The organism is Streptomyces sp. NBC_00637 (assembly GCF_045161545.1).
Taxonomy (GTDB): domain Bacteria; phylum Actinomycetota; class Actinomycetes; order Streptomycetales; family Streptomycetaceae; genus Streptomyces.
The window spans coordinates 4,024,845-4,049,871 of record NZ_CP109046.1 but is presented as its reverse complement, the minus strand read 5'-3'; the positions used below and the strand labels follow the sequence as shown (position 1 = coordinate 4,049,871).

Annotated in this window: 24 protein-coding genes; 12 read left to right on the top strand and 12 right to left on the bottom strand. The window is 72.3% G+C overall.

Annotated elements, in window-relative coordinates; genetic code table 11:
* Positions 1 to 112 precede the first annotated feature (112 nt).
* The gene (locus OG440_RS17665; RefSeq protein ID WP_406007788.1) at positions 113 to 814 is read right to left on the bottom strand and encodes a LuxR C-terminal-related transcriptional regulator; all 702 of its coding nucleotides are present in this window, start codon (positions 812 to 814) and stop codon (positions 113 to 115) included.
* A 297-nt stretch (positions 815 to 1,111) separates the two neighbouring features.
* Between OG440_RS17665 and OG440_RS17660 the strand changes: the two genes are divergently transcribed.
* Together OG440_RS17660 and OG440_RS17655 are read left to right on the top strand one after the other, a co-directional pair.
* Positions 1,112 to 4,126, top strand: a complete 3,015-nt coding sequence (locus OG440_RS17660; protein WP_406007787.1) for an AAA family ATPase — start codon at positions 1,112 to 1,114, stop codon at positions 4,124 to 4,126.
* Between the two features lie 55 nt (positions 4,127 to 4,181).
* Entirely contained in the window at positions 4,182 to 4,523 is a 342-nt protein-coding gene (locus tag OG440_RS17655) for a VOC family protein (protein ID WP_406007786.1), read from the top strand.
* Positions 4,524 to 4,607: 84 nt separating this feature from the next.
* Here the strand turns inward: OG440_RS17655 and OG440_RS17650 are convergent, their stop codons facing one another.
* Together OG440_RS17650 and OG440_RS17645 are read right to left on the bottom strand one after the other, a co-directional pair.
* Positions 4,608 to 6,119, bottom strand: coding sequence for a DEAD/DEAH box helicase (locus tag OG440_RS17650; protein WP_406007785.1), 1,512 nt, complete (start codon positions 6,117 to 6,119; stop codon positions 4,608 to 4,610).
* Between the two features lie 130 nt (positions 6,120 to 6,249).
* Positions 6,250 to 6,453 carry a cold-shock protein gene (locus OG440_RS17645; protein ID WP_020133270.1) on the bottom strand — a complete coding sequence of 68 codons (204 nt, stop codon included), beginning with the start codon at positions 6,451 to 6,453 and terminating at the stop codon, positions 6,250 to 6,252.
* 336 nt (positions 6,454 to 6,789) lie between these two features.
* Between OG440_RS17645 and OG440_RS17640 the strand changes: the two genes are divergently transcribed.
* Positions 6,790 to 7,152: a DUF952 domain-containing protein gene (locus OG440_RS17640; protein ID WP_406007784.1), complete on the top strand. Its 363-nt coding sequence runs from the start codon at positions 6,790 to 6,792 to the stop codon at positions 7,150 to 7,152.
* Positions 7,153 to 7,221: 69 nt separating this feature from the next.
* On the opposite strand, the gene OG440_RS17635 is transcribed toward OG440_RS17640, so the two are convergent.
* Positions 7,222 to 7,677, bottom strand: coding sequence for a tellurite resistance TerB family protein (locus OG440_RS17635; protein ID WP_406007783.1), 456 nt, complete (start codon positions 7,675 to 7,677; stop codon positions 7,222 to 7,224).
* A gap of 53 nt (positions 7,678 to 7,730) precedes the next feature.
* Between OG440_RS17635 and OG440_RS17630 the strand changes: the two genes are divergently transcribed.
* Both OG440_RS17630 and OG440_RS17625 read left to right on the top strand, forming a co-directional pair.
* Entirely contained in the window at positions 7,731 to 8,654 is a 924-nt protein-coding gene (locus tag OG440_RS17630; protein WP_406007782.1) for a hypothetical protein, read from the top strand.
* A gap of 327 nt (positions 8,655 to 8,981) precedes the next feature.
* A complete protein-coding gene (locus OG440_RS17625; protein ID WP_406007781.1) occupies positions 8,982 to 10,565 on the top strand; it encodes a carbohydrate-binding protein in 1,584 nt (527 codons plus the stop codon).
* Positions 10,566 to 10,680: 115 nt separating this feature from the next.
* Here OG440_RS17625 and OG440_RS17620 read toward each other — a convergent pair whose 3' ends face one another.
* Entirely contained in the window at positions 10,681 to 11,139 is a 459-nt protein-coding gene (locus OG440_RS17620) for a pyridoxamine 5'-phosphate oxidase family protein (RefSeq protein ID WP_406007780.1), read from the bottom strand.
* Positions 11,140 to 11,203: 64 nt separating this feature from the next.
* Entirely contained in the window at positions 11,204 to 11,875 is a 672-nt protein-coding gene (locus OG440_RS17615) for a TetR/AcrR family transcriptional regulator (RefSeq protein ID WP_406007779.1), read from the bottom strand.
* A gap of 182 nt (positions 11,876 to 12,057) precedes the next feature.
* Here OG440_RS17615 and OG440_RS17610 point away from each other — a divergent pair, with 182 nt between their 5' ends.
* The 7 genes from OG440_RS17610 (at position 12,058) to OG440_RS17580 (ending at position 19,443) form a co-directional block, all read left to right on the top strand.
* On the top strand, positions 12,058 to 13,089 hold the full coding sequence (locus OG440_RS17610) for a medium chain dehydrogenase/reductase family protein (protein ID WP_406007778.1): 1,032 nt from the start codon (positions 12,058 to 12,060) through the stop codon (positions 13,087 to 13,089).
* Positions 13,090 to 13,184: 95 nt separating this feature from the next.
* Positions 13,185 to 13,826: an SRPBCC family protein gene (locus tag OG440_RS17605; protein ID WP_406007777.1), complete on the top strand. Its 642-nt coding sequence runs from the start codon at positions 13,185 to 13,187 to the stop codon at positions 13,824 to 13,826.
* Between the two features lie 111 nt (positions 13,827 to 13,937).
* Positions 13,938 to 14,672, top strand: coding sequence for an RNA polymerase sigma factor (locus OG440_RS17600; protein ID WP_406007776.1), 735 nt, complete (start codon positions 13,938 to 13,940; stop codon positions 14,670 to 14,672).
* Positions 14,669 to 15,763: a CU044_5270 family protein gene (locus OG440_RS17595; protein WP_406007775.1), complete on the top strand. Its 1,095-nt coding sequence runs from the start codon at positions 14,669 to 14,671 to the stop codon at positions 15,761 to 15,763. Before OG440_RS17600 ends, OG440_RS17595 begins: the two co-directional genes overlap by 4 nt.
* A gap of 192 nt (positions 15,764 to 15,955) precedes the next feature.
* Positions 15,956 to 18,307, top strand: coding sequence for a histidine kinase (locus tag OG440_RS17590; protein ID WP_406007774.1), 2,352 nt, complete (start codon positions 15,956 to 15,958; stop codon positions 18,305 to 18,307).
* Positions 18,304 to 18,987, top strand: coding sequence for a response regulator (locus tag OG440_RS17585; protein WP_406007773.1), 684 nt, complete (start codon positions 18,304 to 18,306; stop codon positions 18,985 to 18,987). Before OG440_RS17590 ends, OG440_RS17585 begins: the two co-directional genes overlap by 4 nt.
* A gap of 105 nt (positions 18,988 to 19,092) precedes the next feature.
* Positions 19,093 to 19,443 (top strand): SCO4225 family membrane protein, encoded by a 351-nt coding sequence (locus OG440_RS17580; RefSeq protein WP_406007772.1) that lies wholly within the window; start codon positions 19,093 to 19,095, stop codon positions 19,441 to 19,443.
* A 3-nt stretch (positions 19,444 to 19,446) separates the two neighbouring features.
* Here OG440_RS17580 and OG440_RS17575 read toward each other — a convergent pair whose 3' ends face one another.
* The 6 genes from OG440_RS17575 to OG440_RS17550 all read right to left on the bottom strand — a co-directional run bounded on the left by OG440_RS17575 (position 19,447) and on the right by OG440_RS17550 (position 24,828).
* The gene (locus tag OG440_RS17575) at positions 19,447 to 19,788 is read right to left on the bottom strand and encodes a MerR family transcriptional regulator (protein WP_406007771.1); all 342 of its coding nucleotides are present in this window, start codon (positions 19,786 to 19,788) and stop codon (positions 19,447 to 19,449) included.
* Positions 19,789 to 20,241: 453 nt separating this feature from the next.
* Positions 20,242 to 20,553 (bottom strand): SCO5918 family protein, encoded by a 312-nt coding sequence (locus OG440_RS17570; protein WP_406007770.1) that lies wholly within the window; start codon positions 20,551 to 20,553, stop codon positions 20,242 to 20,244.
* A gap of 50 nt (positions 20,554 to 20,603) precedes the next feature.
* Entirely contained in the window at positions 20,604 to 22,085 is a 1,482-nt protein-coding gene (locus OG440_RS17565; RefSeq protein WP_406007769.1) for a DEAD/DEAH box helicase, read from the bottom strand.
* 218 nt (positions 22,086 to 22,303) lie between these two features.
* On the bottom strand, positions 22,304 to 22,507 hold the full coding sequence (locus OG440_RS17560) for a cold-shock protein (protein WP_031141049.1): 204 nt from the start codon (positions 22,505 to 22,507) through the stop codon (positions 22,304 to 22,306).
* Positions 22,508 to 22,818: 311 nt separating this feature from the next.
* Positions 22,819 to 23,811: a polysaccharide deacetylase family protein gene (locus OG440_RS17555; RefSeq protein ID WP_406007768.1), complete on the bottom strand. Its 993-nt coding sequence runs from the start codon at positions 23,809 to 23,811 to the stop codon at positions 22,819 to 22,821.
* Positions 23,812 to 23,847: 36 nt separating this feature from the next.
* Positions 23,848 to 24,828, bottom strand: coding sequence for a glycoside hydrolase family 11 protein (locus OG440_RS17550; protein WP_406007767.1), 981 nt, complete (start codon positions 24,826 to 24,828; stop codon positions 23,848 to 23,850).
* Positions 24,829 to 25,027 lie beyond the last annotated feature (199 nt).

Here is a 25,027-nt window from a genome sequence, read left to right as displayed (position 1 = left end):
CACCCGCTGTCCGCCGATCGTGCCCCGGACGGCCCCGGATCCGCAGGCGCGACAGGGTCGGCGGCCGGGCAGGGCATGCTGCCCGCGTGTCCGCCTTCGATTGCCCGTTCGGTCAGATGTAGCCTTCTCGGAGGGCATATGCCACCGCGTGCGCCCGGTTGCGCAGATGCAACCGCGTCGTGAGTCCGTGCATGACGTTCTTGACGGTTCGTTCGGAGTAGGACAGCTTGCTGGCGATCTCTCCGGTGTCCAGGCCCTCGGCGACCAGCCGCAGGACGTCCACCTCCCGTGGCGCGAGTCCCAGGGAGGGGGCGCCGGGCCGGCCCGCCGCACCGCGGTGCAGCGTGCCCACCTGGCTGATGAGTCTGCCGAGCAGGTCGGCGGGCAGGTCGCCGTCGCCGCGGTGGGCGGCCACCACCGCCTGCACCAGCCGGTGCGCGGTGGCCTCGCGGCGCCAGACGATGGCCCCGACCCCGCACTCGATGACGTCCAGGAGTTCCGTTTCGCGAATCGTGCCCACGACGAGCACCGCCCGCGCGCCCTCGCTGCGCACGATCCGCCGCAGCCGGCCCAGCGCCGCCTCGTCGAGGGTGTCCTCGATCAGCAGCGCCACCGTGCCGGCGGCCGAGACCTCGTCGCGGACCTCGACCTCGGGGCGTCCGCGCAACTGGCTGACGGCGCCTTCGCGCGAGATCGGGTCCGGTGCCTGGACGGCCACGGGGATCCGCCGCCGGGTGCCGATGCCGGGCACGGCGCCGCTCGGCGCGGCGATACCCGCGACGCCGGTCTCTGGTGTCCGTGATGAGCTGAGCAACCGTTTCCCCCAAGTTCACAGACCCGCCGTCCGGAAGGGACCGGTGACGGGTGGGTCCGGTCCAGACTTCTGGGACCTCCGGGGCACGCGCAATCGTGGAGCACCACGAGGCGGACCACGAGAGCAAGCCCTCCAGTACCACGGTTCACCTTCATCGTCGCAGGTCAGAGCCGTTTCAGCCGCGGTGCGCCGCGCCACCGTGAGCCTCGCCACAAAGGTTGGGCGGACCCGTACCGAACCGCACGACCTCTACGTGTACATGGACAAGTCCGATGTGCCCGACACCAGGAGGCAGGGATGACCGGACCGTTGCGGGAACGCGAGGACGCGCACGCGCTGCTCACGGCCGAGGCGGAACGGGCCCGGGCCGGCGGCGGCCGTCTCGTCCTGCTGCGCGGGGCCACCGGCACCGGCAGGTCCGCCGTCCTGGAAGCCGCCACCGCGCACGCCACCCACCTCGGCCTGCGGGTGCTGCGCGCCCGCTGCTCGCCCGACGACACCGCGCTGCCGTTCTCCTCGGTGCTCCATCTCCTGGGATCCGTGCCGGAGTTCGCGGACGTCGGACCGGGCGACGACGACCGGGGGAGCGCGGCGCGGCTGTGGCGGCTGCTGCGGTCGTACGCCGACGAGACGCCGCTCATGGTGGCCGTGGACGACGTCCACCTCGCCGACGAGGCCTCGCGCCGCTGGTTCGTGGAGGCGGCCCGCCGTATCGACCGATTACCGGTACTCCTGGTGGCCACCGAGCGCAGTCAGTACGACATCGACCCGAGGCCCACCGGTCTCACCCACGCCCTGTCGCCGTCCGTGGTCCGCACCCACACCCTCGCGCCGCTCACCGACCACGCCTCGGCCGAGCTGGTCAGGGCCGTCTTCCCGACGGCCTCCGACCGGTGGACCGCGGACTGTGTGCGGGCCGGCGGGGGCAACCCGCTGCTGCTGCACGCCCTCCTCGACGACCTCGACGGCGCCCCGCCGCCGACGGCCGTCCCGAGGACGTGCGCCGCGCTGTACCCGGGGTCCTACCCGGCGGCCGTCTCCTGGTGGCTGGACAGCGCGGGCCCGGCGACGGCGGAGGTGGCCCGGACCCTCGCCGCCCTGGAACAGGCGGAGCGGACGGACCGTGCGGAGCGCCCCGAAGCCGCCGAGCGCACGGAACCGGCCGAGCGGACGGCACCGGCCGAGCGGACCGGGCGACCCGCGGGCGCCGAACGGGCGGAGGGTGCCGAGGGGACGACGGACGCCGATGCCCGCCACGCGGCCCGCCCCACCCCCGGCTCCCCTCACGAAGCCCTGACCACCACCGGAACCGGAGCCGCAACGGCCACCGCCACCGCAATCTCCACCGAAACCGCCGACGACACCGCAGCCGGGGCCGAAACAGCCGCCGAAGCCGCCACCGACACCCTCGCCGCCCTCGTCGCCGACGCCTCCGGCGCCGACCCGGCCCGGGTCTCCGGCTGGTTCACCGCGATGACGCGGCTCGGCGTGCTGCGCCCCGACCGGGCCGGCCGCCCCCGCTACGCGCACCCGCTCTTGCGGGACGCCGTCCTCGGCGGCTGGTCCACCGCCCGTCGCCAGGACGCGCACCGGGCGCTCGCCCAGGCGATGCTGCGCCGGGGCGACCACCTCGACGCCGTGGCACGGCAGTTGCTGGGCAGCGCGCCCACCGGCCTGACCTGGGCGCTGCGCGTGCTGCGCGACGCCGCCACCGTGGCCGCGCGCGACGCCCGCCCCGGCGACGCCGTCCGCTATCTGCGCCGGGCCCTGCGGGAGCCGCTGCCCGACGACCTGCGCCAGCGGCTGCTCACCGAACTCGGCTCCCTGGAGTACGCCTCCGCGGACACCCCGGCGGGCATCCCCCGGCTGGCCGAGGCGCTCGACCTGCCCGCCGAACCCCGTGACCAGGTCCGTACGGCCATCGCGCTGGGCACCGCGCTCGTGGGCCGGGGGGAGGTCCGTACGGCGGTGGAGGTGCTGCGCCGGCTGGAGTCCCGGCTGGCCGGCCACCCCGACCTGGCGCGTGCCCTGCAGACGGCGTCCGCGCTGCTCTCCGACCAGGACCAGACGGTCCGCCGGGAGGCCTACCGCTGGCTCACCGACACCGCCGAACGTTCCCCGGAACTCGTCGGCGCCTCCGGCCAGGCCCTGTTGGTGCGGTACGCGGCGACCGCCGGCGACCTCCCGGCGCGGGAGGCGATGCGACGGCTGCGCACCCTCCTGACGGAACCCGCCGACCCCCTGGCCGAGCCGTTCCTGCTGGGCACGGCCGCGGCGGTGGCCCAGTGGGCCGACGAACTCGACGAGGCGGAACGCCTGGTCGAACGTGGTCTGGCGGGCCAGCGTCCGACCCTGCTGCACCCGATGGAACAGGCCCTGCTGGACACCAGGTGGGACATCGCGGCGGCGCGGGGCGCGTACGGCACGCTGCTCGCCGCCCTCCCCGACACGGCCCGCGCCCGGCGCACCGGCGGCGGCCCGGTCAACGCCGACGCGCACACCCTGCTCGCGCTGGTCGAGACGGGCCGTACGCCGCAGGCCCGCCGGCTCGCCGACACCTTCGACCTCCGTGACACCCCGGACTCATGGGAGCTGAACCGGTTCCTGTACGCCCGGGGCGTCCTGCGCTTCACCGAGGGGGATGTCGCGGGCGCCCTGCACGACTTCCTGGAGTGCGGCCGCCGGCAGTCCGCCCGTGCCGTGCACAGTCCGGTCGTCACGCCGTGGCGGACGGCGGCCGCGGAGTGCCGGCTGGCGCTGGGCAACCCCCAGGAGGCGCTGGCCCTGGCGACGGAGGAACTGCGACTGGCCCGGGTCTGGAACACCCCGCGCACGACGGGACGGGCGCTGCGGGTCCTGGGCCGGGCGACCCGGGGCCGGCGGGGCCTGGAACTGGGCGCGGAGGCGGTGGCCGTCCTGCGGGACTCCCCGGCCGAGGCGGAGCTCGTGGCCTCGCTCCTGGCACACGGTTGGCAGTTGACCGCCGCCGGCGAACGCGGGCGGGGCCGCGACCATCTGCGCGAGGGCGCCGAACGCGCCGAACGGCTGGGCAGCGTCCGTCTCCTGACCTACGCGGAACAGGCCCTGCGCACCGCGGGCGGCCGCCGCACCACACCCGCCCACACCGGCTCCGGGGCTCTCACCGGCAGTGAACGCCGCATCGCGGAACTCGCGGCGGAAGGCCGCACCAACACCGAGATAGCCGACCTCCTGCATGTGGCGCGCCGTACCGTGGAAACCCACCTGACCAGCACTTACCGCAAGTTGGGGATCCGGCGCAGGGGCGAGTTGCGGGGCGTTCTGGACGACTGAGGCGGGTGCGCGGCAGCGGGTCGCCGTGCGCCGTCGGACCTACGATGATGAGGGCATGGCCGTCGATCTCTTCGCAGGCATCCCCGTCAACGACTACGCAGCGGCCCTCGCCTGGTACGAGCGGCTGCTCGGCGCCCCGCCGGCGTTCCTTCCGAACGACACGGAGGCCGTCTGGGAGCTCGCCGAGCACCGCTACCTCTACATCGAGCTCCGCCCGGGACGCGCGGGCCACGCCCTGCACACCCTCTTCGTCGACGACCTCGACACCCGGGTCACCGCCATGGCCGACCGGGGTCTGACCCCGACCCGCCGTGAGACCTACTCCAACGGCGTACGCAAGGTCACCTATCACGACCCGGACGGCAACGAGATCGGCTTCGGCGGAGCCCCCGTCTGAGACCCGCCGAAACCGCCGGTCGTGCACCCACCGGCGGAGTACGCCGAGGCGCGACCGAGCCCAGCCGGGCCCGGAGGCCCGGCCTCAGCGGCCGTTCGCGGTGTTGCCGTTGCCCTTGGCGGGAGCACGGCGACGGCCCTGGGAGGTGGGTCGTCCGCCCTGGGCGGTGGGACGGCCGCCGCCTTGGCCCGCGGGACGGCCGCGGCGCGAGCGCGCGGTGGACGCCGAGCGCGCGGGACGCTCCTCGGCGGCCGGCGGCGGAGTGAGGACGACGGGCACGCCGGACGGCGCCTGGGCGCCGGTGATGCGGCTCAGCTCGGCCTCGCCGGAGCGGACCCGGGTGGTCCGCGGGGTGATGCCGGCGTCCGCCATCAGACGCGTCATCTCCCGGCGCTGGTGGGGCAGGACCAGCGTGACGACCGTGCCGGACTCGCCGGCGCGTGCCGTACGGCCGCCGCGGTGCAGGTAGTCCTTGTGGTCGCCGGGCGGGTCGACGTTGACGACCAGGTCGAGGTTGTCCACGTGGATGCCGCGGGCCGCGACGTTGGTCGCCACCAGCACCGTGACATGCCCGTCCTTGAACTGGGCCAGGGTCCGGGTCCGCTGGTTCTGGGACTTGCCGCCGTGCAGGGACGCGGCGCGCACCCCGACCGCCAGCAGCTTCTTCGCCAGCCGGTCCGCCGCGTGCTTGGTGTCGAGGAACATGATCACGCGTCCGTCGCGGGCGGCGATCTCCGTCGTCGTGGCGTGCTTGTCCTCGTCCTCCACGTGCAGCACGTGGTGCTCCATCGTGGTGACGGCGCCCGCCGACGGGTCGACCGAGTGCACGACCGGGTCGTGCAGGTAGTTCCGCACCAGCCGGTCGACGTTACGGTCCAGGGTCGCCGAGAACAGCATGCGCTGCCCGCCGGGACGCACCTGGTCGAGCAGCTGCGTGACCTGCGGCATGAAGCCCATGTCGGCCATCTGGTCGGCCTCGTCGAGGACGGTGATGGCGACCCGGTCCAGACGGCAGTCGGCCCGGTCGATGAGGTCCTTGAGGCGGCCGGGCGTGGCCACGACGACCTCGGCGCCGCCGCGCAGGGCACTCGCCTGCCGGCCGATCGACAGACCGCCGACCACCGTGGCGAGCCGCAGCCGCAGCGCGCGGGCGTACGGGGTGAGGGCGTCGGTGACCTGCTGGGCCAGTTCCCGGGTGGGGACGAGGACCAGGGCCAGCGGCTGCCGGGGCTCGGCACGCTGCCCGGCCGTACGGGCCAGCAGCGCGAGGCCGAAGGCGAGGGTCTTGCCGGAACCCGTGCGGCCACGGCCCAGGACGTCCCGGCCGGCCAGCGAGTTCGGCAGCGTCGCGGCCTGGATGGGGAACGGGGTGGTCACACCCTCGGCGGCGAGGGCCGCCAACAGGGGCTCGGGCATGTCGAGTTCGGCGAACGACCCGGCCACCGGCAGACCCGGGGTGAGGGTGACGGGCAGAGCGAATTCACCGCCGGACGCGGCGGGACGACTCCCGCGCCCACTCCGCCCGGGCTTGGCCGAACGGGAGGGGGCGCCCTGGCGCCGATCCGTACGGGAGCCGACGGAGCTGTTGCGGTTCATCCGATACCTTCCTCGAAAGGGCAAAATGCCATGGGCCGGGGCCCGCACTCAGGAGTGCGGGCCCCGGCCACTAGTCCGCGTGATGCGCAGCCGATCGCGTCAGCGTCAGCGTCAGGCGGCGTCAGGCGGTTCAGGCGGGCTGGATGTTCTCCGCCTGCGGGCCCTTCTGGCCCTGAGTGACGTCGAAGGTAACCTTCTGGCCTTCCTGAAGCTCACGGAAGCCGGACGTGGCGATGTTCGAGTAGTGGGCGAACACGTCAGCGCCGCCACCATCCTGCTCGATGAAGCCGAAGCCCTTTTCCGAGTTGAACCACTTCACGGTGCCAGATGCCATGTTGAATCTCCCTATGGGGCAATGCCCGGACTCCGCACCTTGCGGACCCGGGTGCGGCAGGCTCGGGAAAGCCCCAGAAACGAAAAAAGTGCCCGTCGACGGAAGGTCGAAGAGCACTCAAAAGTCTCTGGTAACCGAAACTGCCACTTTTATCACGGTAGCACAGGTCCGGATGCGCGGCCCGGGAGCCGGCGAGCAGGACGCACGTGTGTCGCGGATCTCGTCCCAGGTACAGGCATACCCGTACGCGAGCGGAATACTCCTGCCACCCGCGAGGTGATCGCACCACCGGTCCGGCCGTCGAGCCGGTCGGCCGGTCCGTTGTATAACCGGATCATGATTTACCACGTCGTACCGCTCGACGACTGGAACACCGCCCCCGAGCGGCCCTACGCCCCCGCGTCGCTCGCCGAGGACGGGTTCGTGCACTGCTCGCCCGACGAGGGGACCACCCTCGCCGTCGTCAACGCGTTCTACCGGACCGGCCCCCGGCCGCTGCTCGCGCTCGTGCTCGACGAGAAGCGGCTCACCGCGGCCTGCGCGTGGGAGGCGGCCGCGCCCGCCCCGCCGCCGGGGGTCTCCGAAGACACCCTGTTCCCGCATGTGTGCGGACCGATCGACCGCGACGCCGTGACCCGGGTCCTGGAGGTCCGCTGGGACGAGAGCGGCACGGCGACCGGCCTGACGGACATCGGCTGACGCGGACCCGAGCGGGCGGTGGTCGCGCGGCGAGCGCGGTCCGGCCGCGTCACCGCGCCCACCCCCGGCTCAGATGTCGAACTCGTGCGGCGGCAGGTCGAGGGTGAAGCACGCCTCCCGTACGACGGCCTGCTCGGTCTTGTCGAAGTCGCCGTCGGCGCCGCCGATCACGATGCCGATCTGGATGACGGCCCGTGCCTCGGCCGGCTTCTTCTTCGCCTTGGCGATCTCCTGGAGAACGCTGACCTTGCCGAAGTCGAAGTCGGCGGTCAGCTTGTCGAGGTTGGCGTCGAAGCGCCGCTGGAGATCCGTGGCGTCGAAGTTCTGCAGCACCTCGTTGGAGGCGATCAGCTGCGCCACCCGGCGCCGCTCCGCCGGGTCGATGCTGCCGTCCGCCGCCGCGACCAGGGCGCACATCGCCATGCTCGCGTCGCGGAAGGCGCCGCTCTTGAGGTCGTTCTTCTTCGACACGAGCTGGGTCTGCATCGTCGACGCGGACTCCTTGACGCGGTCCCACAGGGCCATGAGAACTCCAGAAGGTCGGGCGGAGCAAAGGTCTGCACAAGATCTACAGCACCGTGGAAACTCACGACCGCCCCGATAAGTTCCCTCAGCTCAGGCAGATCAGGCCCAGCAGGCAGACGTCCGAAGGCGAGGTCCCCGCGGGCGCGGTGCTCGTCGAGGACGACGACGAAGAGGACGAGGACGTCGAGGAGGACGACGAAGACGAGGAATTCGACGTGGAGTTCGAGGTCGAGTTCCCGTTGGAGGAGTCCGAGCCGGTGCCGGCGGCGGAAGTGGAGGACTGCTGCTCGCTCGTGCCCGCCGTGCCGCTCGTACCGGCCGTGCCCGTCGACCCGGCAAGGCCGGTCGGAGCGGTGACCTTCCCCTCGGAGGACGAGGACGAGGAAGAGGACCCGGTTCGCTGTCGGGGGACCGACGGCGCCGTGGCGGGCGAGGAGGCGAGCGAGTCGGGGTGGGTGTCCGCCGAGGGCCGCGAGGGGGCCCCGGGCGAGGGCGAGGTCCGGTGCGCGTCGGAGCGGCTCACCGTCGGACGGGTGTGCTCCAGAGTCGGTTCCTCGCCGCCCGCCGCGGTCGGCGTCTCCGGCACCGCGGCCGCCTGGGCCCGGTCGCCGGACTGCCGGTCCAGCGCGGCGAAGGTCAGGCCGCCGCCGACGAGGGCGACGGCCGTCGCGACCACGGCCTTGCGCTGGTTCTTCTTCCAGCGGGCCAGTTGCCGTCGCCGGGCAGCCCGCCCCTGCGGCGCGTACGGAACGGACGGCGCGGAGGACTCGCTCCCGGTGCCGGGCGACGGGTCGGCCGGCGGCGCGGTGTCCGCGGACGACGTCGGCGCGGGCGTGGCCATGGGCAGGGGCACGGACATCGACAACGGCGTCGACATCGACGCCGACGGTGTCGGCATCGATCCGGGCAGGGATGTCGCGACCCGGGCCGGGGCGATGCCGCGGTCGACCGTGACGGGCGCGATGTCCGGTGCGTAGGCGCCGCATCCAGGGCACACCAGGGCGCCGTTGAGATGCCGGCGACACGTGGAGCAGTAGTCCATCTGCGGTCTTCCTACGCGGGGGTCCGATGGCGGGCAACGCTAACGACTCGTTCGAAAGACTGTGTGCAGTCTGTGTGACGCTCCTGCACGGATCCCTTGAGGGGATGGAGTGCACGCGGGTACACACACGCGGCGCGTCCATAGATGTGAACGATAAACAGGTACGCGTCTCTTGACGCGGTCACGCCACGCCCCTAACTTCCGGGAGAAAGCGCTTTCTGGTTCGGCCGACCCGCACGCGTCCCGTTCCTGGAGATGAATCATGCAGCTGAGATCCGTCATGGCCTGTATCAGCCTGGTGGCAGGCGCGCTCGTCGCACTGTCCGGCACCACCGCCCAGGCCGCCACCACCACCCGCTACGAGGCCGAGACCTCCCCGGCGGTCTGCGCCGGCACCATCGACTCCGACTGGACCGGCTACTCCGGCAGCGGATTCTGCAACGGCACCAACGCGACCAGCGGTTACGCCCAGTTCACCGTGAACGCGGCCACCGCGGGCACGGCGACGCTGAACGTCCGCTTCGCCAACGGCACCACCGCGGCCCGCCCGGCCTCCCTGGCCGTCAACGGCACGACCGTGCAGACGCCGTCCTTCGAGGCCACCGGCGCCTGGTCGACCTGGGTCACCAAGACGCTCACGGTGACGCTCAACGCGGGCAGCAACACCGTCCGGCTCACCCCCACCGCCGCGGCCGGCCTGCCCAACGTCGACTATCTGGAGGCGACGACGGCCGACAGCACCACACCCCCGGCCGGCGGCGCGCTCTACGTCTCACCGAGCGGCACGGACGGCGCGGCCGGCACCCAGTCGGCCCCGACCACCCTCACCTCGGCGATCAGCCGGGTCACCGCGGGCGGCACGATCTACCTGCGCGGCGGGACCTACGCCCAGGCGTCGACGGTCACCGTCCCGGCGACCAGCAGCGGCACGGCCGGCGCCCTCACCACCCTGTCCGCCTACCCGGGTGAGACGCCGGTCCTCAACTTCTCCGCGCAGAGCGAGAGTTCGTCGAACCGCGGGCTCCAGCTGTTCGGCTCGTACTGGCATGTCTACGGGGTCGTCGTCGAACACGCCGGTGACAACGGGATCTACGTCGGCGGCAGCCACAACGTCATCGAGCGCACCGTCACCCGCTACAACCACGACACCGGGCTCCAGCTCGGCCGCATCGCCTCGACCACGCCGACCGCGCAGTGGCCGTCCGACAACCTGATCCTCTCCGCCGAGTCGCACGACAACGCCGACTCCGACGGCGAGGACGCCGACGGCTTCGCCGCGAAGCTCACCACCGGAACCGGCAACGTCTTCCGCTACGCCGTCTCGCACAACAACATCGACGACGGCTGGGACCTCTACACCAAGACCGACACCGGAGCCATCGGCCCGGTGACCGTCGAGGACTCCCTCTCCTACAACAACGGCACCCTCTCCGACGGCACCGTGAACACCAACGGCGACCGCAACGGCTACAAGCTCGGCGGCGACGACATCGCCGTCAACCACGTCGTACGGCGCAGCATCGCCTACCGCAACGGCCATCACGGGTTCACCTACAACAGCAACCCGGGCTCGATGACCGTGTCGAACAACCTCAGCATCGACAACGCCGAGCGCAACTACTCGTGGGACGCGGGGACCTCGGTGTTCCGCACCAACACGTCCTGCCGGTACAACGTCAGCGGCTCCAACGACAAGACCGTCGGTGACGCCGACGGCACCAACCAGTTCTGGACGGGGACCAACGGCTCCCGGTGCGCCTCCTCCTACGGCGGCGCGCTCGCCTGGTCCTTCGCCTCGAACGGCCAGTTGGTCGTGACCCTGGGCGGCAGCAGGGTGACGCTGTAACAGCGGCCGGTACGGGTACGGGTGCGGGGTCCGCCCTCGCACCCGTACCCGTACCGGCGGGTGCACCGGTACCTGGACCGGCAGGTGTACCGGCCCGCATCCGTACCCGAGGTGTCTAGCCGTCGATGTCGAGCGCCGTCCCGTACAGCCGGTCGACCTTCAGCCGGACGACCACCCGCCGCTCGGCGACCAGCTGTTCCAGGAAAGCGTCCTCGTCCTCGGGCCGTGCGTCCGCCGGGATCATCCCGAGCAGCTCCCGGCCGACGGCGTCGCCGGGGACGGCCGTGACCCCGGAGACCTCGGCTTCGCCCTCGGCGACCGCGAACGTCCACACGTCGTCGCCCGGTACGTGCAGGGCGGCGTGCGGGTCGCGGCGCAGCTGCCGGACCTTGATGCGGTCGGCCGTCGTGGAGAACCGCGCGATCCTGGCGTCGGCGTCCCAGCTGTAGATCATCGTGGTCAGGTGCGGGTGGCCGGTACGCCTGACGGTGGCGAGCGTGCCGAACCGCTGTCGGCCGAGCAGCTCGGAGAGTGCTTCGTCGGACAGCGTGCGAGGTGCGGGACCTTGAGTCATGCTGCGATCAACTCCCCGGCGCCCACAGGTATTTCGGCCTGCGGTCCGACGCGCCGGCCAGGGGTCACCGCGCCGGTCGGGGCGTCGACGCGCCGGTCAGGGAGTCGAGTTCGGCGGCGAAGAGCAGGGCGGGGTCGAAGCCCATTCCGGTGAAGTGGCCCGCGAGTTCCAGGGACAGGACGCCGTGCAGACGGGTCCAGCAGGTCAGGGCCCGCCCGAGGGCGGCCGATGAGGCGGCGGGCCGGTCCGCCCACCGGCCGCCGAGGCCTTCGAGATCCGCGGCGAGCGGGCTCGGCGGACCGTCGGCGGGCAGGTCGGCGCAGGCGTCGAGCAGCGCCGTCATGATCTGCGACGCGAGCGTGGTGACGTCGTCGGGCGCGTGGTAGCCGGGGACGGGCGTGCCGTAGACGAGGAAGTACCGCTGGGGATCCTCCAGGGCCCAGCCGCGCAGGGTGTGGGCCAGGCCGGTCAGGCCGCCGCCGTCGGCCGAGGTGGCCCGGAAGGCGTCGGCGAGGCTCCGGTACGCGTCCCGGACGAGCTCGGTGATCAGTTCGTCGCGGCCGGCGAAGTACCGGTACAGCGCGGGCCCGCTCATCCCCATCTGCTTGGCGATCGCGTTGAGGGAGAGCGCGGACGCCCCCGCCGTGGCGATCTGCTCCCACGCACGCTCCTTGACCTCCGCCCGCACCTGGGCGCGGTAGCGCTCGCGCGGGGTCGTCGTGCCCGTCTCCGCCATGGCCTGCCGCCACCTCTCCGCTCTCACGTCTCACGCACGCGCGTCCTCAGGTAGTCACGCACGGGCGTCTACATGTTCAAGATTCAGTTAGAGGCTATCACGAACGTTATTGACACCCCCCTTGGATATGCGTTACAACTTCTAACGAACGCAAGCGCAAGTAACGCTCACTGGAGGTCGTCATGAACGCCGAGGGACTCGTCGAGGTCGTGCTGCCGGGCAAGGTCGAGCCGGAAGGGCTGCGGATCCGGCACGGAGCCGTCCCCACCCCGGGCGCCGGGCAGGTGCTGATCCGGATGGAGGCGACCGGGGTCTCCTTCGCCGAGCAGCAGATGCGCCGCGGCCGCTACTACGACCAGCCGCCGTTCCCCTTCGTCCCCGGCTACGACCTGGTCGGCACGGTGCTGACGACCGGCGAGGGCGTCGAGCCCGGCCTGGACGGCACCCGGGTGGCCGCCCTGCTCAAGGTCGGCGGCTGGGCCAGCCATGTGCTCGTCGACGCCGCCGACGTGGTGCCGGTGCCCGCCGGGATCGACGCGGCGGAGGCGGAGACCCTGGTGGTCAACGGCATCACCGCCTGGCAGATGCTGCACCGCAAGGCCCGGATCCGCTCGGGCGGGATCATCGTCGTGCACGGCGCCAACGGTGGCGTCGGCTCGGTCCTGGTCCAGCTGGCCCGGGCCGCGGGCGTCCGGGTGATCGGCACGGCGTCCACCCGCCACCACGACGCCCTGCGCCAGGAGGGGGTCACCCCCGTCGACTACCGCGCCGGCGACCTCGCCGCGCGGATCCGCGAACTCGCCCCCGGTGGCGTGGACGCCGTCTTCGACCACGTCGGCGGCCGGGGCATCGTCGACTCCTGGCGGCTCCTCGCCCCCGGCGGCACGCTCGTCTCGTACGGCACCGCCTCCACGCGGGACGACGAGGGGTCCAAGCAGTGGCCCGTGCTGAAGCTGCTCGGCCGGCTGTGGCTGTGGAACGCGCTGCCCAACCGCCGCCGCGCCTACTTCTTCAACGTCTGGGCCGGCCGCGCCCTGGCCAAGGACCGCTTCCGGGCCCGTCTGCGGTCCGACCTCACCGAGGTCTTCGCCGCCCTCCAGCGGGGTGACGTGACGCCCCGGATCGCGGCCCGGCTTCCGCTCGCCGATATCGCCGACGCCCTGCGGCTGGCCGAGTCCGGAACGGTCGCCGGCAAGGTCGTCCTCCACCCGTAGCCGAGGCGCTCCTCGCCCTCCGGCATCCCGCCCGCCAAGCGCCACCAAGCCACCGGATCACCCGCTCACCCGCTCACCGGATCAAGGGACATCGCATGCCCAGCACCAGGTCACTGACGCTCGCACTCCCGCTCGCCCTCGCCTTCGCCGGGTCTGTCGCCACCGGAGCCCTGGCCGCCCCGGCCGCCCCGGCGGCGTCCGTCCCGACCGCGGCCCACCACAGCCGCCCGGCCCAGTGCCGAGGGCAGGGGGTGGACGCCGCGGCACGCATCCGCTACAGCGCCGACGTGGTGATCAAGGCACCGCTGAGCGCCGTCTGGAAGCTCCAGACCGACGTGGCGCGCTGGCCCTCCTGGCAGCCGCCCGTCCTCAGCGCCGAACGCCTCGACGCCGGCCGGCTCACCAAGGGCTCGCGGTTCCGCTGGACCACCCCGGCACCCGCCACGCCGGCCACCCCCGCCACCACCCTCGAGATCACCTCCACCGTGCGGCAACTCCGGCACGGGACCTGCGTGCTGTGGAGCGGGCCCGCGATCGGCCGCGGCCTGCGTGTCGACGAGGGCGTCCACCTGTGGACGTTCACCGAGGTAGGGGGCGGCGTCCGCGTCCACACCGAGGAGACCTGGACCGGCGCCCAGGTCGAGGCCGACGTCCCCACCGCGACCGCGGCGCTCGGCGCCGGTCTCGAAGCCTGGCTCCACGACCTGAAGAGCACCGCCGAACACCACCGGAAGTAGCGGCGGCCGCGTGCGACCCTCTACGCCGGAGCCGCGCGAGGCGGGGGCGAGGGGGGTCGGTGTGACGCAGGTCACGGGAAGCCGGTGTGCGGTGCCGGACAGCTCATTGAGGTGAGCACTCATCTGCGTACCCGGGTACGGGCCGGGGAGCCGAGCGCGTTCGCGGAGTTGTTCGACGACTACGCCCGCGCCGTCTACAACCATGCGTTCCGACTGACCGCCGACTGGTCGACGGCCGAGGACGTGATGGCCGCGACCTTCCTGGAGGCGTGGCGGCTGCGCGACCGGGTCGACCCCGAGGGCGGCTCCCTGAGACCCTGGCTGCTGGGCATCGCCACCAACACCGCCCGCAACCAGCATCGCGGCAACCGGCGGTACCGGGCGGCGGCCGGCGCCGCCGCCGCGGCCGCGGCGTCCGTGCCCGACCACGCCGACGAGGTCGCCGACCGGATCGACGACCGGCGCCGGCTCGCGACGGCCCTCACCGCCCTGGCCACGCTGCGCAGACCGGAGCGCGAGGTCGTGGCGCTCTGCCTGGGGGAGGGTCTGGACTACGAGGCCGCGGCCGAAGCCCTCGGCATCCCGGTCGGCACCGTCGCCTCCCGCCTCTCCCGGGCCCGCGGGAAACTGCGGGCGCTCGCCAAGGACGCCGAAGCGCCCCGCCGCCAGGCACCCGACCGGACTTCCGCCCGCACGTCCGACCGGACCACCAACCGGCCTCCCGACCGGGATTCCGACCGGGATTCCGAGAAAGTCCGCGGAAATCGGGAAGGCGGCCGCACCGGCCGACAGGTAAGAGGCGATCACACCAACGTGGTCCGGCCCGCGCAGGGAGGAAACCGATGAACGCGAACACGTCCCGGCAGAGTCCGGCCGAGGGGGAGGAGAGCGCACAGCTCTTCACCCGGACGGCGCGTGACCTGCCGACGGGCCGTCACCAGTTCCACAAGGAGCGTCTGATGGCCCAGATCCACGAAGCGCGACAGGACGAGCGCACGGCGGCGGCCCCGACCGGAACCCGGCGGCTGCGGCTGCCGCGCCCGGCGATCACCTTGCCCGTGCTGGCCGCCGCGCTGGCAGGGGTGGTCGTCGCCGGGGTCGCGACGACCGGGGGAGGCGGGGTCAGGGACGGCGGTGTCGCCACCGGACCGGGCCTGACCACGACCGTCGGCGTCGCCACCACCAAGGGCCTGCCCCAGCTGCTCGACCAGATCTCGCTGGCGGCCGCCGAGGACGACCATCCGGTGGTCGGCCCCGGTCAGTACATCTACATCGAGTCCAAGTCGGCCGACACGTTCCTGAAGACCGTCGACGACAAGACCACCCTGGCCAGTCACCAGCTGCACACCCGTCAGCTGTGGGACTCCCCGGACGGAACCAAGGGCTGGCTGATCGACCCCGCCGTCAACGACAGCCCCGAGGGCGAGACCCTGAGCCTCCCCGACGAGCAGGGCAACACCCCGAAGGCACACCTGGGCGCCCCGTCGTACGACTACCTGACCAAGCTGACCACCGACCCCGACGAGCTGCTCGCCAAGATCTACAAGGAGACCGAAGGCCAGGGGAACTCCCCGGACCAGCAGGCCTTCACCACCATCGGCGACCTGGTGAGCGAGAGCTATCCGCCGGCGGAGCTCTACTCGGCGCTGTTCAAGGCCGCCGCGAAGATCCCCGGTGTCGTGGTCGTGGACGACGCGGTCGACGCCATAGGCCGGCACGGGGTGGCGGTCGCCCGGCTGGACGAGACCAGCGGGCAGCGCGAAGAGTGGATCTTCAACGCGAAGACCCATGTGTTCCTCGGCGAGCGCTCCGTCCAGGTGAGGCGGCTCAGCGGGACGGACGCTCTGATCAAGCCCGGCACGGTCACCTACACCAGCGCCATCCTGCGCCGGGCGATCGTCGACGGCATCAAGCAGACGCCGTCCCAGGCCGGCTGACCCGGCCGGCCGAACCGGCCGACCGGCCCGCGACCCATTCGTGTGCCGGTCGCCGGTCGCCGCTGCCGGTCGGCCGGCCGGTGAGGTCGAAGACGGTGGCGCGGGACAGGGAACTGCACCCCAGGTAAGAGAACGAAATCCGCCTTCAGCGGGAGGGGGGCCCGCCCACCCGCGGCCTAGCCTGGACCGGCCATGAACCGAACCGACGACCGGCTGCTCCCGGTCCTGCTGATCTGCGCCCAGGCCACCGTGTGGCCGGGCGCGGAGCTGGTGCGCGGGGTCCTTCCGCCCGCGTCCGCCCTGTTGGTGGCGGCCCTGGTGGCCGGTCCGGTCACGGCGGCACTCGCCCTGCGGCGCAGCCGCCCGGTCACGGCCCTCGTCGTGGTCGCCGCGGCCTGCGCGCTGGGCGCGGGGCCGCTGCCCGTCGGGGCGATGGCGGTACTCGGCACGGCCGGGGTCGCGCTGGCCCTGTTCACCGTGGCGACCGAACGCGACACCTTCACCGCCGTGCTGTGCGGGTCGTCGCTCGCCGCCTGGCAACTGCTCCAGAACATCAGCCTGCACGGGTTGAGCGACCGCGACGGACTCGACCTCGTCCTGACCGCGCTGCTGTACGCGGCCGCGTGCGGCGCCGGCCTGCTGGTGCGGCGGACCCGACGCGCACGCCGTGCGGCCGAACGGACGCTGAAGCGGGCCGAGGCCGAACGCCACCGGCTGCCGGAGGCTGAACGCCGCCGCATGGAACGGGAGTTGCACGACGTCAGCGCCCACCATCTGACGGCCGTCGTGGTCACGGCGGGTGCGGCGCTCGGGCTGCGCGACAGCCGCCCCGAACTCACCTACGAGGCACTGGAGTTCGCCGCCGGGACCGGCCGGGAGGTCAGCCGGGCACTCGGCGCGGTGCGAGCGCCGACGCCCGCCCGGGAGGAACTGCCCTCACCCGAGGAGCGGTTGCGCGCTCTGGTGGAGGGGTTCGGCCGACTGGGCCGGCCGGTGGACTGCGAGATCGACGCCCTGCCGGACGGCGTGGTCGCGGACGCCGTGTTCGGCATCGTGCGCGAGGCGCTGACCAACGTGGCACGGCACGCCCCTGGAGCGCACACGACCCTGCGGTGCCGGTACGGCGACACCCGCACGGAGGTCGTGGTCACGAGCGCGGCGCCGCCGGCCGGTTCGGCGGCGCACGGGGCGGACCTGGGCGGTGGCCGCGGCCAGGGTTTCCTGCGCTCCAGGGCCCGGGAGGCGGGTGGCAGGCTGACCAGCGGCCCGACGCCGGACGGTGGCTGGGAGGTGCGTGCCGTCCTGCCCGGCCGGACGGCCGCCCCGGCCGAGCGGGCCGTACCGCGCAACCACCGGCCCGCCCGGCTGGCGGCCGCCGCCGGCCTGGTCGTCCAGCCGCTGTTGCCCGCCCTGGTCGTCCACGCGCAGCCCACGTCGAACGGCACGCGGGTGTCCGCCGGTGTGCTCTTCGCCCTGCTGGCGGCGGCACAGGCGGTCGCGCTGCTGTGGCTGCGCCGGGCGCCGCGCACCGCCCGGGGCGTCCTGCTCGGGCTGGCCGCGCTCTGGCCGGTGGCGATGGCGGAAGGCGACTACACCGGTCCGGTCGCCCTGCCACCCGCCCTGAGCATCCTCGCCACCTGCGCGGCGCTCGCGGTGGACGCGTCCCGGTCCGGCCCCGGTGTGTCCCCGGCGGGCGGGGCTTCCCACGCCGCGGGGGAGCATCGTCACGTGGCCCGGCTCTGGTTGTTTCCCCTGGTGGCCGTGGTCGTGCACACGGCGGCGGTACTGGCCGCCGTGCTGGGCAGGGGGACGGCGGTCCCTCCCTGGGCGGTGGTCGGGTGGGCCACGGCCGGGGTGTCCCTGGCGCTCGGTGCGGCGTGTCGGGGCGGGGCTCTGAGGGGGCGGCGCGCCCGGGCCGTCCGGGGTGCCCGGGACGAACGTCTCGCCGCCTGGACCGAGGAGGCCGTCCGGGACGCGTGGGCCGAACGCCGTCGGATCGCGGCCGGACTGGAGACCACCGTGCTGGCGCGTACCGCCGACATGGTCGCGGAGGCGGAGGCGGGCCGGCTCGACGCGACCGCCGAACGCGCCCGGGAGGCCCTGGCCGCGATGCGCGCCCTGCTCGACACGGTCCGGCAGGGGCGGACCGCCCCCGAACTGCGGCCACAACCCACCCTCCAGGCGCTCGACCTGCTCGCCCGCCAGTGCCGGGCCACCGGCCGCGAGGTCGAGATACGGCTGTCCGACCGGGTGCCGGAGCGGCTGCCCACGGTGGTCGACCTGGCCGCCTACCATGCCGCCGAGACGGTGCTTGCGGCCGGCGGCGAGGAGCCCGCGGTGCTCGAACTCGACGCGGACGGCGCCACGTTGACCCTCGTGGCCACCGGTGTGCCGCGCGCCGCGCGCCCCGCCGTACGGGAACGGCTGGCGGCGCGGGTCGCGGCGCTCGGCGGCACACTGATCACCGGACGGCCGGACACGGTCGCTCTCCGGCTGCCGCTGGCGCCGGTTCCGCAGCGGGGCGACGAGGAGGGGGAGCGATGAGCCTCAGCGTGCTGGTCGTGGACGACCAGGGCATCGTACGGGCGGGGTTCGCCGCGGTGATCGACGCCGAGGAGGATCTGACGGTCGTCGGCGAGGCCGCCGACGGCGTCGCCGCGGTGCGCCTCGCCGAGGAGCTGGCACCCGACGTGGTCCTGATGGACGTCCGGATGCCCGAACTGGACGGCATCGCCGCCACCCGGATCATCACGGGCCGGGAGAACGCGCCCCGGGTCCTGGTGCTGACCACCTTCGACCTCGACGCGTACGTCTTCGACGCGCTGCGCGCGGGCGCCTCCGGTTTCCTGCTCAAGGACGTGCATCCCGCCGAGCTGCTCCACGGCATCCGGGTGGTGGCGGCAGGCGAGAGCGTGCTCGCTCCTTCCGCGACCCGCCGGCTCATCGGCCACTACGCGTCAGGAGCGGGCCCCGGGCAACGGCCGGGAGGCGGCTTCCGCGAGCTGGACGGTCTGACCGCCCGCGAACGGTACGTGCTGACGCTGATCGCGACGGGACTCACCAACGCGGAGGTCGCCGAGGAGCTCGGGATCACCGTCGGGACCGTCAAATCCCATGTGAACGCGCTCCTGCGCAAGCTGGGTCTGCGCGACCGCGTCCAGGCGACGATCCTCGCGTACGACCTCGGCCTCGCCCGTCCGAACCCGCCGGGCGGTCACCGCTGACGGCAGGCACCGCACCGGGACGCCACGCCCCCGGCCGCCCCACGACCCCGACCGCCCCACGCGCCCGACCATCGTGACGATCACCGCAACCGAGGAGTCCACCCCGTGACCGATACCGGATCCGGCCGAACCTTTCCCCGACGCCCGGGTCACCGGCTGCGTCACTTTCTGGGCCACGCCCTCGGTGACGTCTTCGCCCGTGTCTACCTGGCGCTCTGCGCGGGCCTGCTGGTGTGGGCGACCGCCGTGACCGTCGGCGACGCCTCGGACGAGTCCATGGGGGGCGTCGTCCCGCTGCTCGCCACCGCCCCGGCCTCCTTCGTCTTCCTCGCGCTGCCGGACGGTGCCGCGACGTTCTTCGTCGCCGTCGTGTTCGGCGCGCTGGTCAACGCCACGGTGATCGGCTGGTGTGCCCGCGCCCTGCGCCGCGGCGAGCACCCGGACCCGACGCTCTGAGGCTCAGCCGGAGCTGTCGGACGTCCCGTTCGCGGCGTGGCGGCGGTACTCGGCGTTGATGCGCTGGGCTTCCTCGAGCTGGTCCTCGAGGATGACGATGCGGCACGCGGCCTCGATCGGAGTGCCCTTGTCGACGAGCTCGCGGGCGCGGGCGGCGATCCGTAGCTGGTAGCGGGAGTACCGGCGATGTCCGCCCTCCGAGCGGAGGGGCGTGATCAGCCGGGCCTCGCCGATGGCTCGGAGGAAGCCGGGAGTGGTGCCGAGCATCTCTGCTGCCCGGCCCATCGTGTACGCGGGATAGTCGTCGTCTTCCAGACGACCACCGAGCGGGGTATCCGCTGTCATTTCACCTCGTTAGTGCAACGCGTCGAGGGGCCCTGGTGCCGTACGGCACCAGGGCCCCGAGGGAAATTCAACACCATCGGTCGACTGTCCTGCTGTGCCGACCTTCTGTTTTCGCTACCCGGGCCCGTCGTAGGGGCGGGGGCGCGTGGATCGCGACTGCGTGACCGGGGACCACCTTCCAATCCATGGCCTTGCGGTACCCGGACCCGGAAGCTTCCTCGGGCCGGGCGATCCTGATGGCGTATGTGTTTCCTTCCTTCCTCTGAACCGACCACTGCCTGGTCGTGCGTACACGAGAAACGTTACCCAAGCCGTATGCCAATGTCTACTGTGGCAAGGATAGATTTCGCATCTCCGGGAGGTCAGATCCCTCTTCGGGTCGCACCACGCGGTGAGGGCCCCGCCGACGTGTGTCGGCGGGGCCCTCACAGTGCTTCTCGGGTCTTCGGCCCGTCAGGCCTCGTACGTCCCGGGGACGCCGAGCATCGCCGAAGCGCTCTGGAGCGGCGTCAGGCCCTGTACGGGCGTGTCGGGGTGCTCGTGGCAGGTGAAGCCGAGGCGGACCATGGCCCGGACGACCTCGCCGCCGGTGAAGTCGCGGCGGTCCTGGCGGGTGATGATCTCCCCCACCTGCTTGACCGGGTAGCGGCGGCGGCCGATGGTCACGGACTCACCCGTGACGGGCTCGGGTGTGATGCCCTTCATCGAGGCCACGACGCCGTCCTTGGTGAAGTCGAACGGGTACCGGGCGATGACACAGCGCATGTGGTGCCTCCTGCGAAGAATGAGTGAGCCGTTCAGCCGTACGTCCGGCCTCAGGCGGCCGGGTTGACGGCGGGCCGGCTGCCCGAACGGCCGCGGCGGCCACGGTACGAGGAAGACCGGGACGCGGAGGACGAGGACGCCGACGACGAGGTGCGGCGGCGGGGCGTGGCCGCGACCGGCGCGGTGATGACGACCGGCACACCGGACGGCAGGCGGGCACCCGTGACGCGGCTCAGCTCCGCCTCGCCCGAGCGGACCTGGGTGATCTGCGGGGTGATGCCGGCCGAGGACATCAGCCGGCTCATGCCGCGCCGCTGGTCGGGGGTGACCAGGGTCACGACGCTGCCGGACTCGCCGGCCCGTGCGGTACGGCCGCCGCGGTGCAGATAGTCCTTGGGGTCGCTCGGCGGATCCACGTTGACGACCATGTCGAGGTTGTCGACGTGGATGCCGCGGGCCGCGACGTTGGTCGCCACCAGCACGGTGACGTGGCCGTCCTTGAACTGGGCCAGGGTCCGGGTGCGCTGCGGCTGGGACTTGCCGCCGTGCAGGGACGCGGCGCGGACGCCGTTGTGCAGCAGGTGCCTGGTCAGCTGGTCCACCGCGTGCTTGGTGTCCAGGAACATGATCACCCGGCCGTCCCGGGCGGCGATCTCGGTCGTCGTCTGCTGCTTGTCCGTGCCGTGCACGTGGAGGACGTGGTGTTCCATCGTGGTGACGGCGCCCGCGACCGGGTCGACGGAGTGGACCACCGGGTCGACCAGGTAGCGGCGGACCAGCAGGTCCACGTTGCGGTCGAGGGTGGCGGAGAACAGCATTCGCTGGCCGTCCGCCCGCACCTGGTCGAGCAGCGCGGTGACCTGGGGCATGAAGCCCATGTCGGCCATCTGGTCGGCCTCGTCGAGGACCGTGATGTCGACGGCGTCCAGTCGGCAGGCGCCCCGGTCGATCAGGTCCTTGAGCCGCCCCGGCGTGGCCACGACGACCTCCGCGCCGTTGCGCAGCGCGCCGGCCTGCCTGCCGATCGACATCCCGCCGACCACGGTCGCCATGCGCAGCCCCACGGAGCGGGCGTACGGCGTGAGCGCGTCGGTGACCTGCTGGGCGAGTTCACGGGTGGGAACGAGGACGAGCGCGAGCGGCTGTCGCGGCTCGGCGCGCCGGCCCGCCGTACGGGCCAGGACCGGGAGGCCGAAGGCGAGGGTCTTGCCCGAGCCGGTGCGGCCGCGGCCGAGTACGTCGCGTCCCGCGAGCGAGTTCGGCAGGGTCGCCGCCTGGATCGGGAACGGTATGGCCACGCCCGCCTGACCCAGTGCGGCCAGCAGCCGGTCCGGCATGTCCAGTTCGGCGAACGCCTCGACGGCGGGCAGTGCGGGGGTGATCGTCTTCGGCGGCGCGAACTCGCCCTGGGGCGAGATCCGTCGGCGTCCGCCGCCGTCGTTGCCGCGGCGCGGGGCGCCGGAGCGGTCGGGCCGGGAGCGGTGATCCGTGTAGCGGTCGTTCCTGCGGGCGTGCGGGCGTGCGTGGTTCATAGGAACCTTCCTTGATGCGTCGGCGCGTATCAAGGAATTCCCGCGGCACAGGGCGGCGCTGAGAATCGCGAGAACGGGCCAAAGGCGATGCCGTCGAATCAGGTCGACGGCGAAGAATGCGTCGCGGGTTTTACCCGCGGGAATGCAGCGAGCTGGGGCCCGCACCCCAAGGTGCGGGCCCCAGCTGCGAAACTATTGTGTCCGCGTCTGCGGGAGCATCAGGCGGGAACGATGTTCTCGGCCGTCGGGCCCTTCTGGCCCTGGGCGATGTCGAAGTTCACCTTCTGGCCTTCCTGCAGCTCGCGGAAGCCCTGGGCGGCGATGTTCGAGTAGTGGGCGAAGACGTCGGGGCCGCCGCCGTCCTGCTCGATGAAGCCGAAGCCCTTTTCCGCGTTGAACCACTTCACGGTACCAGCAGCCATTTTGAATCTCCTTCGGGAAACGGTGTTCGGAATCCACCCTGTGCGGATCCCGGTCGCCGTGATGATCACCCCGTCGGAAAGAACCTTCTGGAGACCACAACTGCAACTGCTAAAGACAGTAGCATGCCGCGATCGACGGTGCGTGACCGTTAATTACGCTCCGTCGGTCGGCCGAGAAATACTCATCGCGCGTTCCGTCCATTTCTCACTTCGCGACCACAGATAATGCCTCACGGGCGTCGTCGGGCCCTGATGTGGCGCGGCGACCGCGGGTCGCCGCGCCACGGGTGCGGTGTCGCGGGAACGCGGGGTCAGCTCGCGGTGCAGGAGACCGTCGGCCAGGTCCAGGAGCCGTTGGTCTGGATCGTGACGCCGAAGGTGTTGCCGCTGCCGTTGGGCTTGGCGGTGAGTACCTGGGCGCTGGGGTAGGTGGCGGTGGTGTTCCAGGTGGCGATGATCTTCTCGGGGGAGGGGACGTTCATCGTCACGGTCCAGTTGGCGGAGCCGGTGACCGCGACGTTGAGGTTGTACCGGTCGCTCCACTGCGTGCCGGCGGACAGGGTGGCGGTGCAGCCGCCCGTGCCGCCACCACCACCGCTGTCGTCGGGGGCCACGGCCCGGCCGGTCTGCGCGGAGATCCGGCCGGCGCACAGGCCGCGCGCGGACAGGCCCTGCGCGATGCGCGGGATCGCGGCGAGGGTGTTGGCGGGCCAGTCGTGCATGAGGATGACCTGGCCGTTGGTGAGCCGGCCGGCGGCCTGCACGATCGCGTCGGTGCTCGCGTTGTTCCAGTCCTGCGAGTCGACGTCCCAGATGATCTCGGTCAGTCCGTACTTGGCCTCGACCGCCTTCACGGTCGCGTTGGTCTCGCCGTACGGCGGGCGGAACAGCACCGGGGTGCCGCCGCCCGCGGCGGCGACGGCCTGCTGGGTCCGGGAGATCTCGGAGTCGATCTGCGACTGGCCGAGCTGGGTCAGATGCGGGTGGGTGTAGCTGTGGTTGCCGACCCACATACCGGCGTTCACCTGGGCCCGGACCAGGGAGGGGTTGGCGGCGGCGTACTGGCCCTGGTTGAACATCGTGGCCCGCAGCCCGTTCTGCGTGAGGGCGTTGAGCAGGGCTGTCGTGGTGCCGCCCGGGCCGTCGTCGAAGGTGAGCCCGACGTACCCGTTGCAGGTGGCGGCCTGGGCCGGGGCGGCGGCCTGGACGGTGAGGGTGCACGCGGCGGCCGTCGCGACGACGGCCAGCCTGGTGACCAGACCGCGTAAGGAGAGACGTGGTCCGGTGCTCGGGGTGGTGCTCATGGGGAGGGTCCTCCAGCCTGGGGCGGGGTGCGGGGGTCAGCTCGCGGTGCAGGAGACCGTCGGCCAGGTCCAGTTGCCGTTGGGCTGGATGGTGACGCCGAAGGTGTTGCCGCTGCCGTTGGGCTTGGCGGTGAGTACCTGGGCGCTGGGGTAGGTGGCGGTGGTGTTCCAGGTGGAGAGGACCTTCGCCGGGGAGGGGACGTTCATCGTCACGGTCCAGTTGGCGGAGCCGGTGACCGCGACGTTGAGGTTGTACCGGTCGCTCCACTGCGTGCCCGCGGACAGGGTCGCGGCGCAGCCGCCGCTGCCGCCTCCGCCGGTACCGCCGCCCGAACCGGTGCCGTCCACCGTGATGTTCGAGTTGCCGCTGCTCTGGTATCCCTCGGTGGCGAGGATCATGTAGTAGCTGAAACTGCCCAGGGGCATTCCGGCGCGGGCCCAGGCGTCGAAGTGGTTGCCGGTGGTGATGGTGCCGCCCGTCCGCTTCGACTGCCGGACGCTCCAGTACTGGTCGAAGGTGCGTGTGCCCTCGACGGACGGGGCGTTGACCCGGGTCGTCTTGTAGATGTCGTACGTGCCGCCGTCGCTGGTGACGGTGCCCTTGTACGTGCCCGTGGGCCGGTAGGTGCCCCAGTTGTCGACGATGTAGTACTCGACGAGCGGGTTCGACGTCCAGCCGTAGAGGGCCAGGTAGGCGTTGCCGGACGGGTTGAAGGTGCCCGAGTAGGTGACGCTCCGGCGCCCGCCGTTGCTCCAGCCCTTGCCGGCGACGAAGTTCCCGGTGTTGCTCCACGACGTGCCGTAGGTGCCGCCGGAGCCCAGGTTCATGGAGACCGTGCCCTGCGAGTCGGTCCAGAACGAGTAGTAGTAGCCGTTGTTCGTGCCGGTCTGGTTCGTGGTGACGACCGTGTCGGCGTGCGCCGTGCCGGGCAGGGTGAGCGCGGCCACGGCGACCAGCAGCATGGTGCAGACACCGCTGATGAGCAGCCTGAGTCGCTGTGCGGGTGCGGTTCTCATGTGCGTGCTTCCTCCTCGTCCTCTTGCGGCCGATGACGGCGCCAGTGTTGGCCGGGGCACGACAACTGTCAATACTTTCGGTTGTTGCTTCGAAACATTCGAAGCGGACGAAAGGGGTGTGGGGTGTTGTCTTTGCTGCTCATAGGCTGTGCCGACTCGAATGGGTAATTCACCGGACCAAGATCGGCAAAGGCAAGAT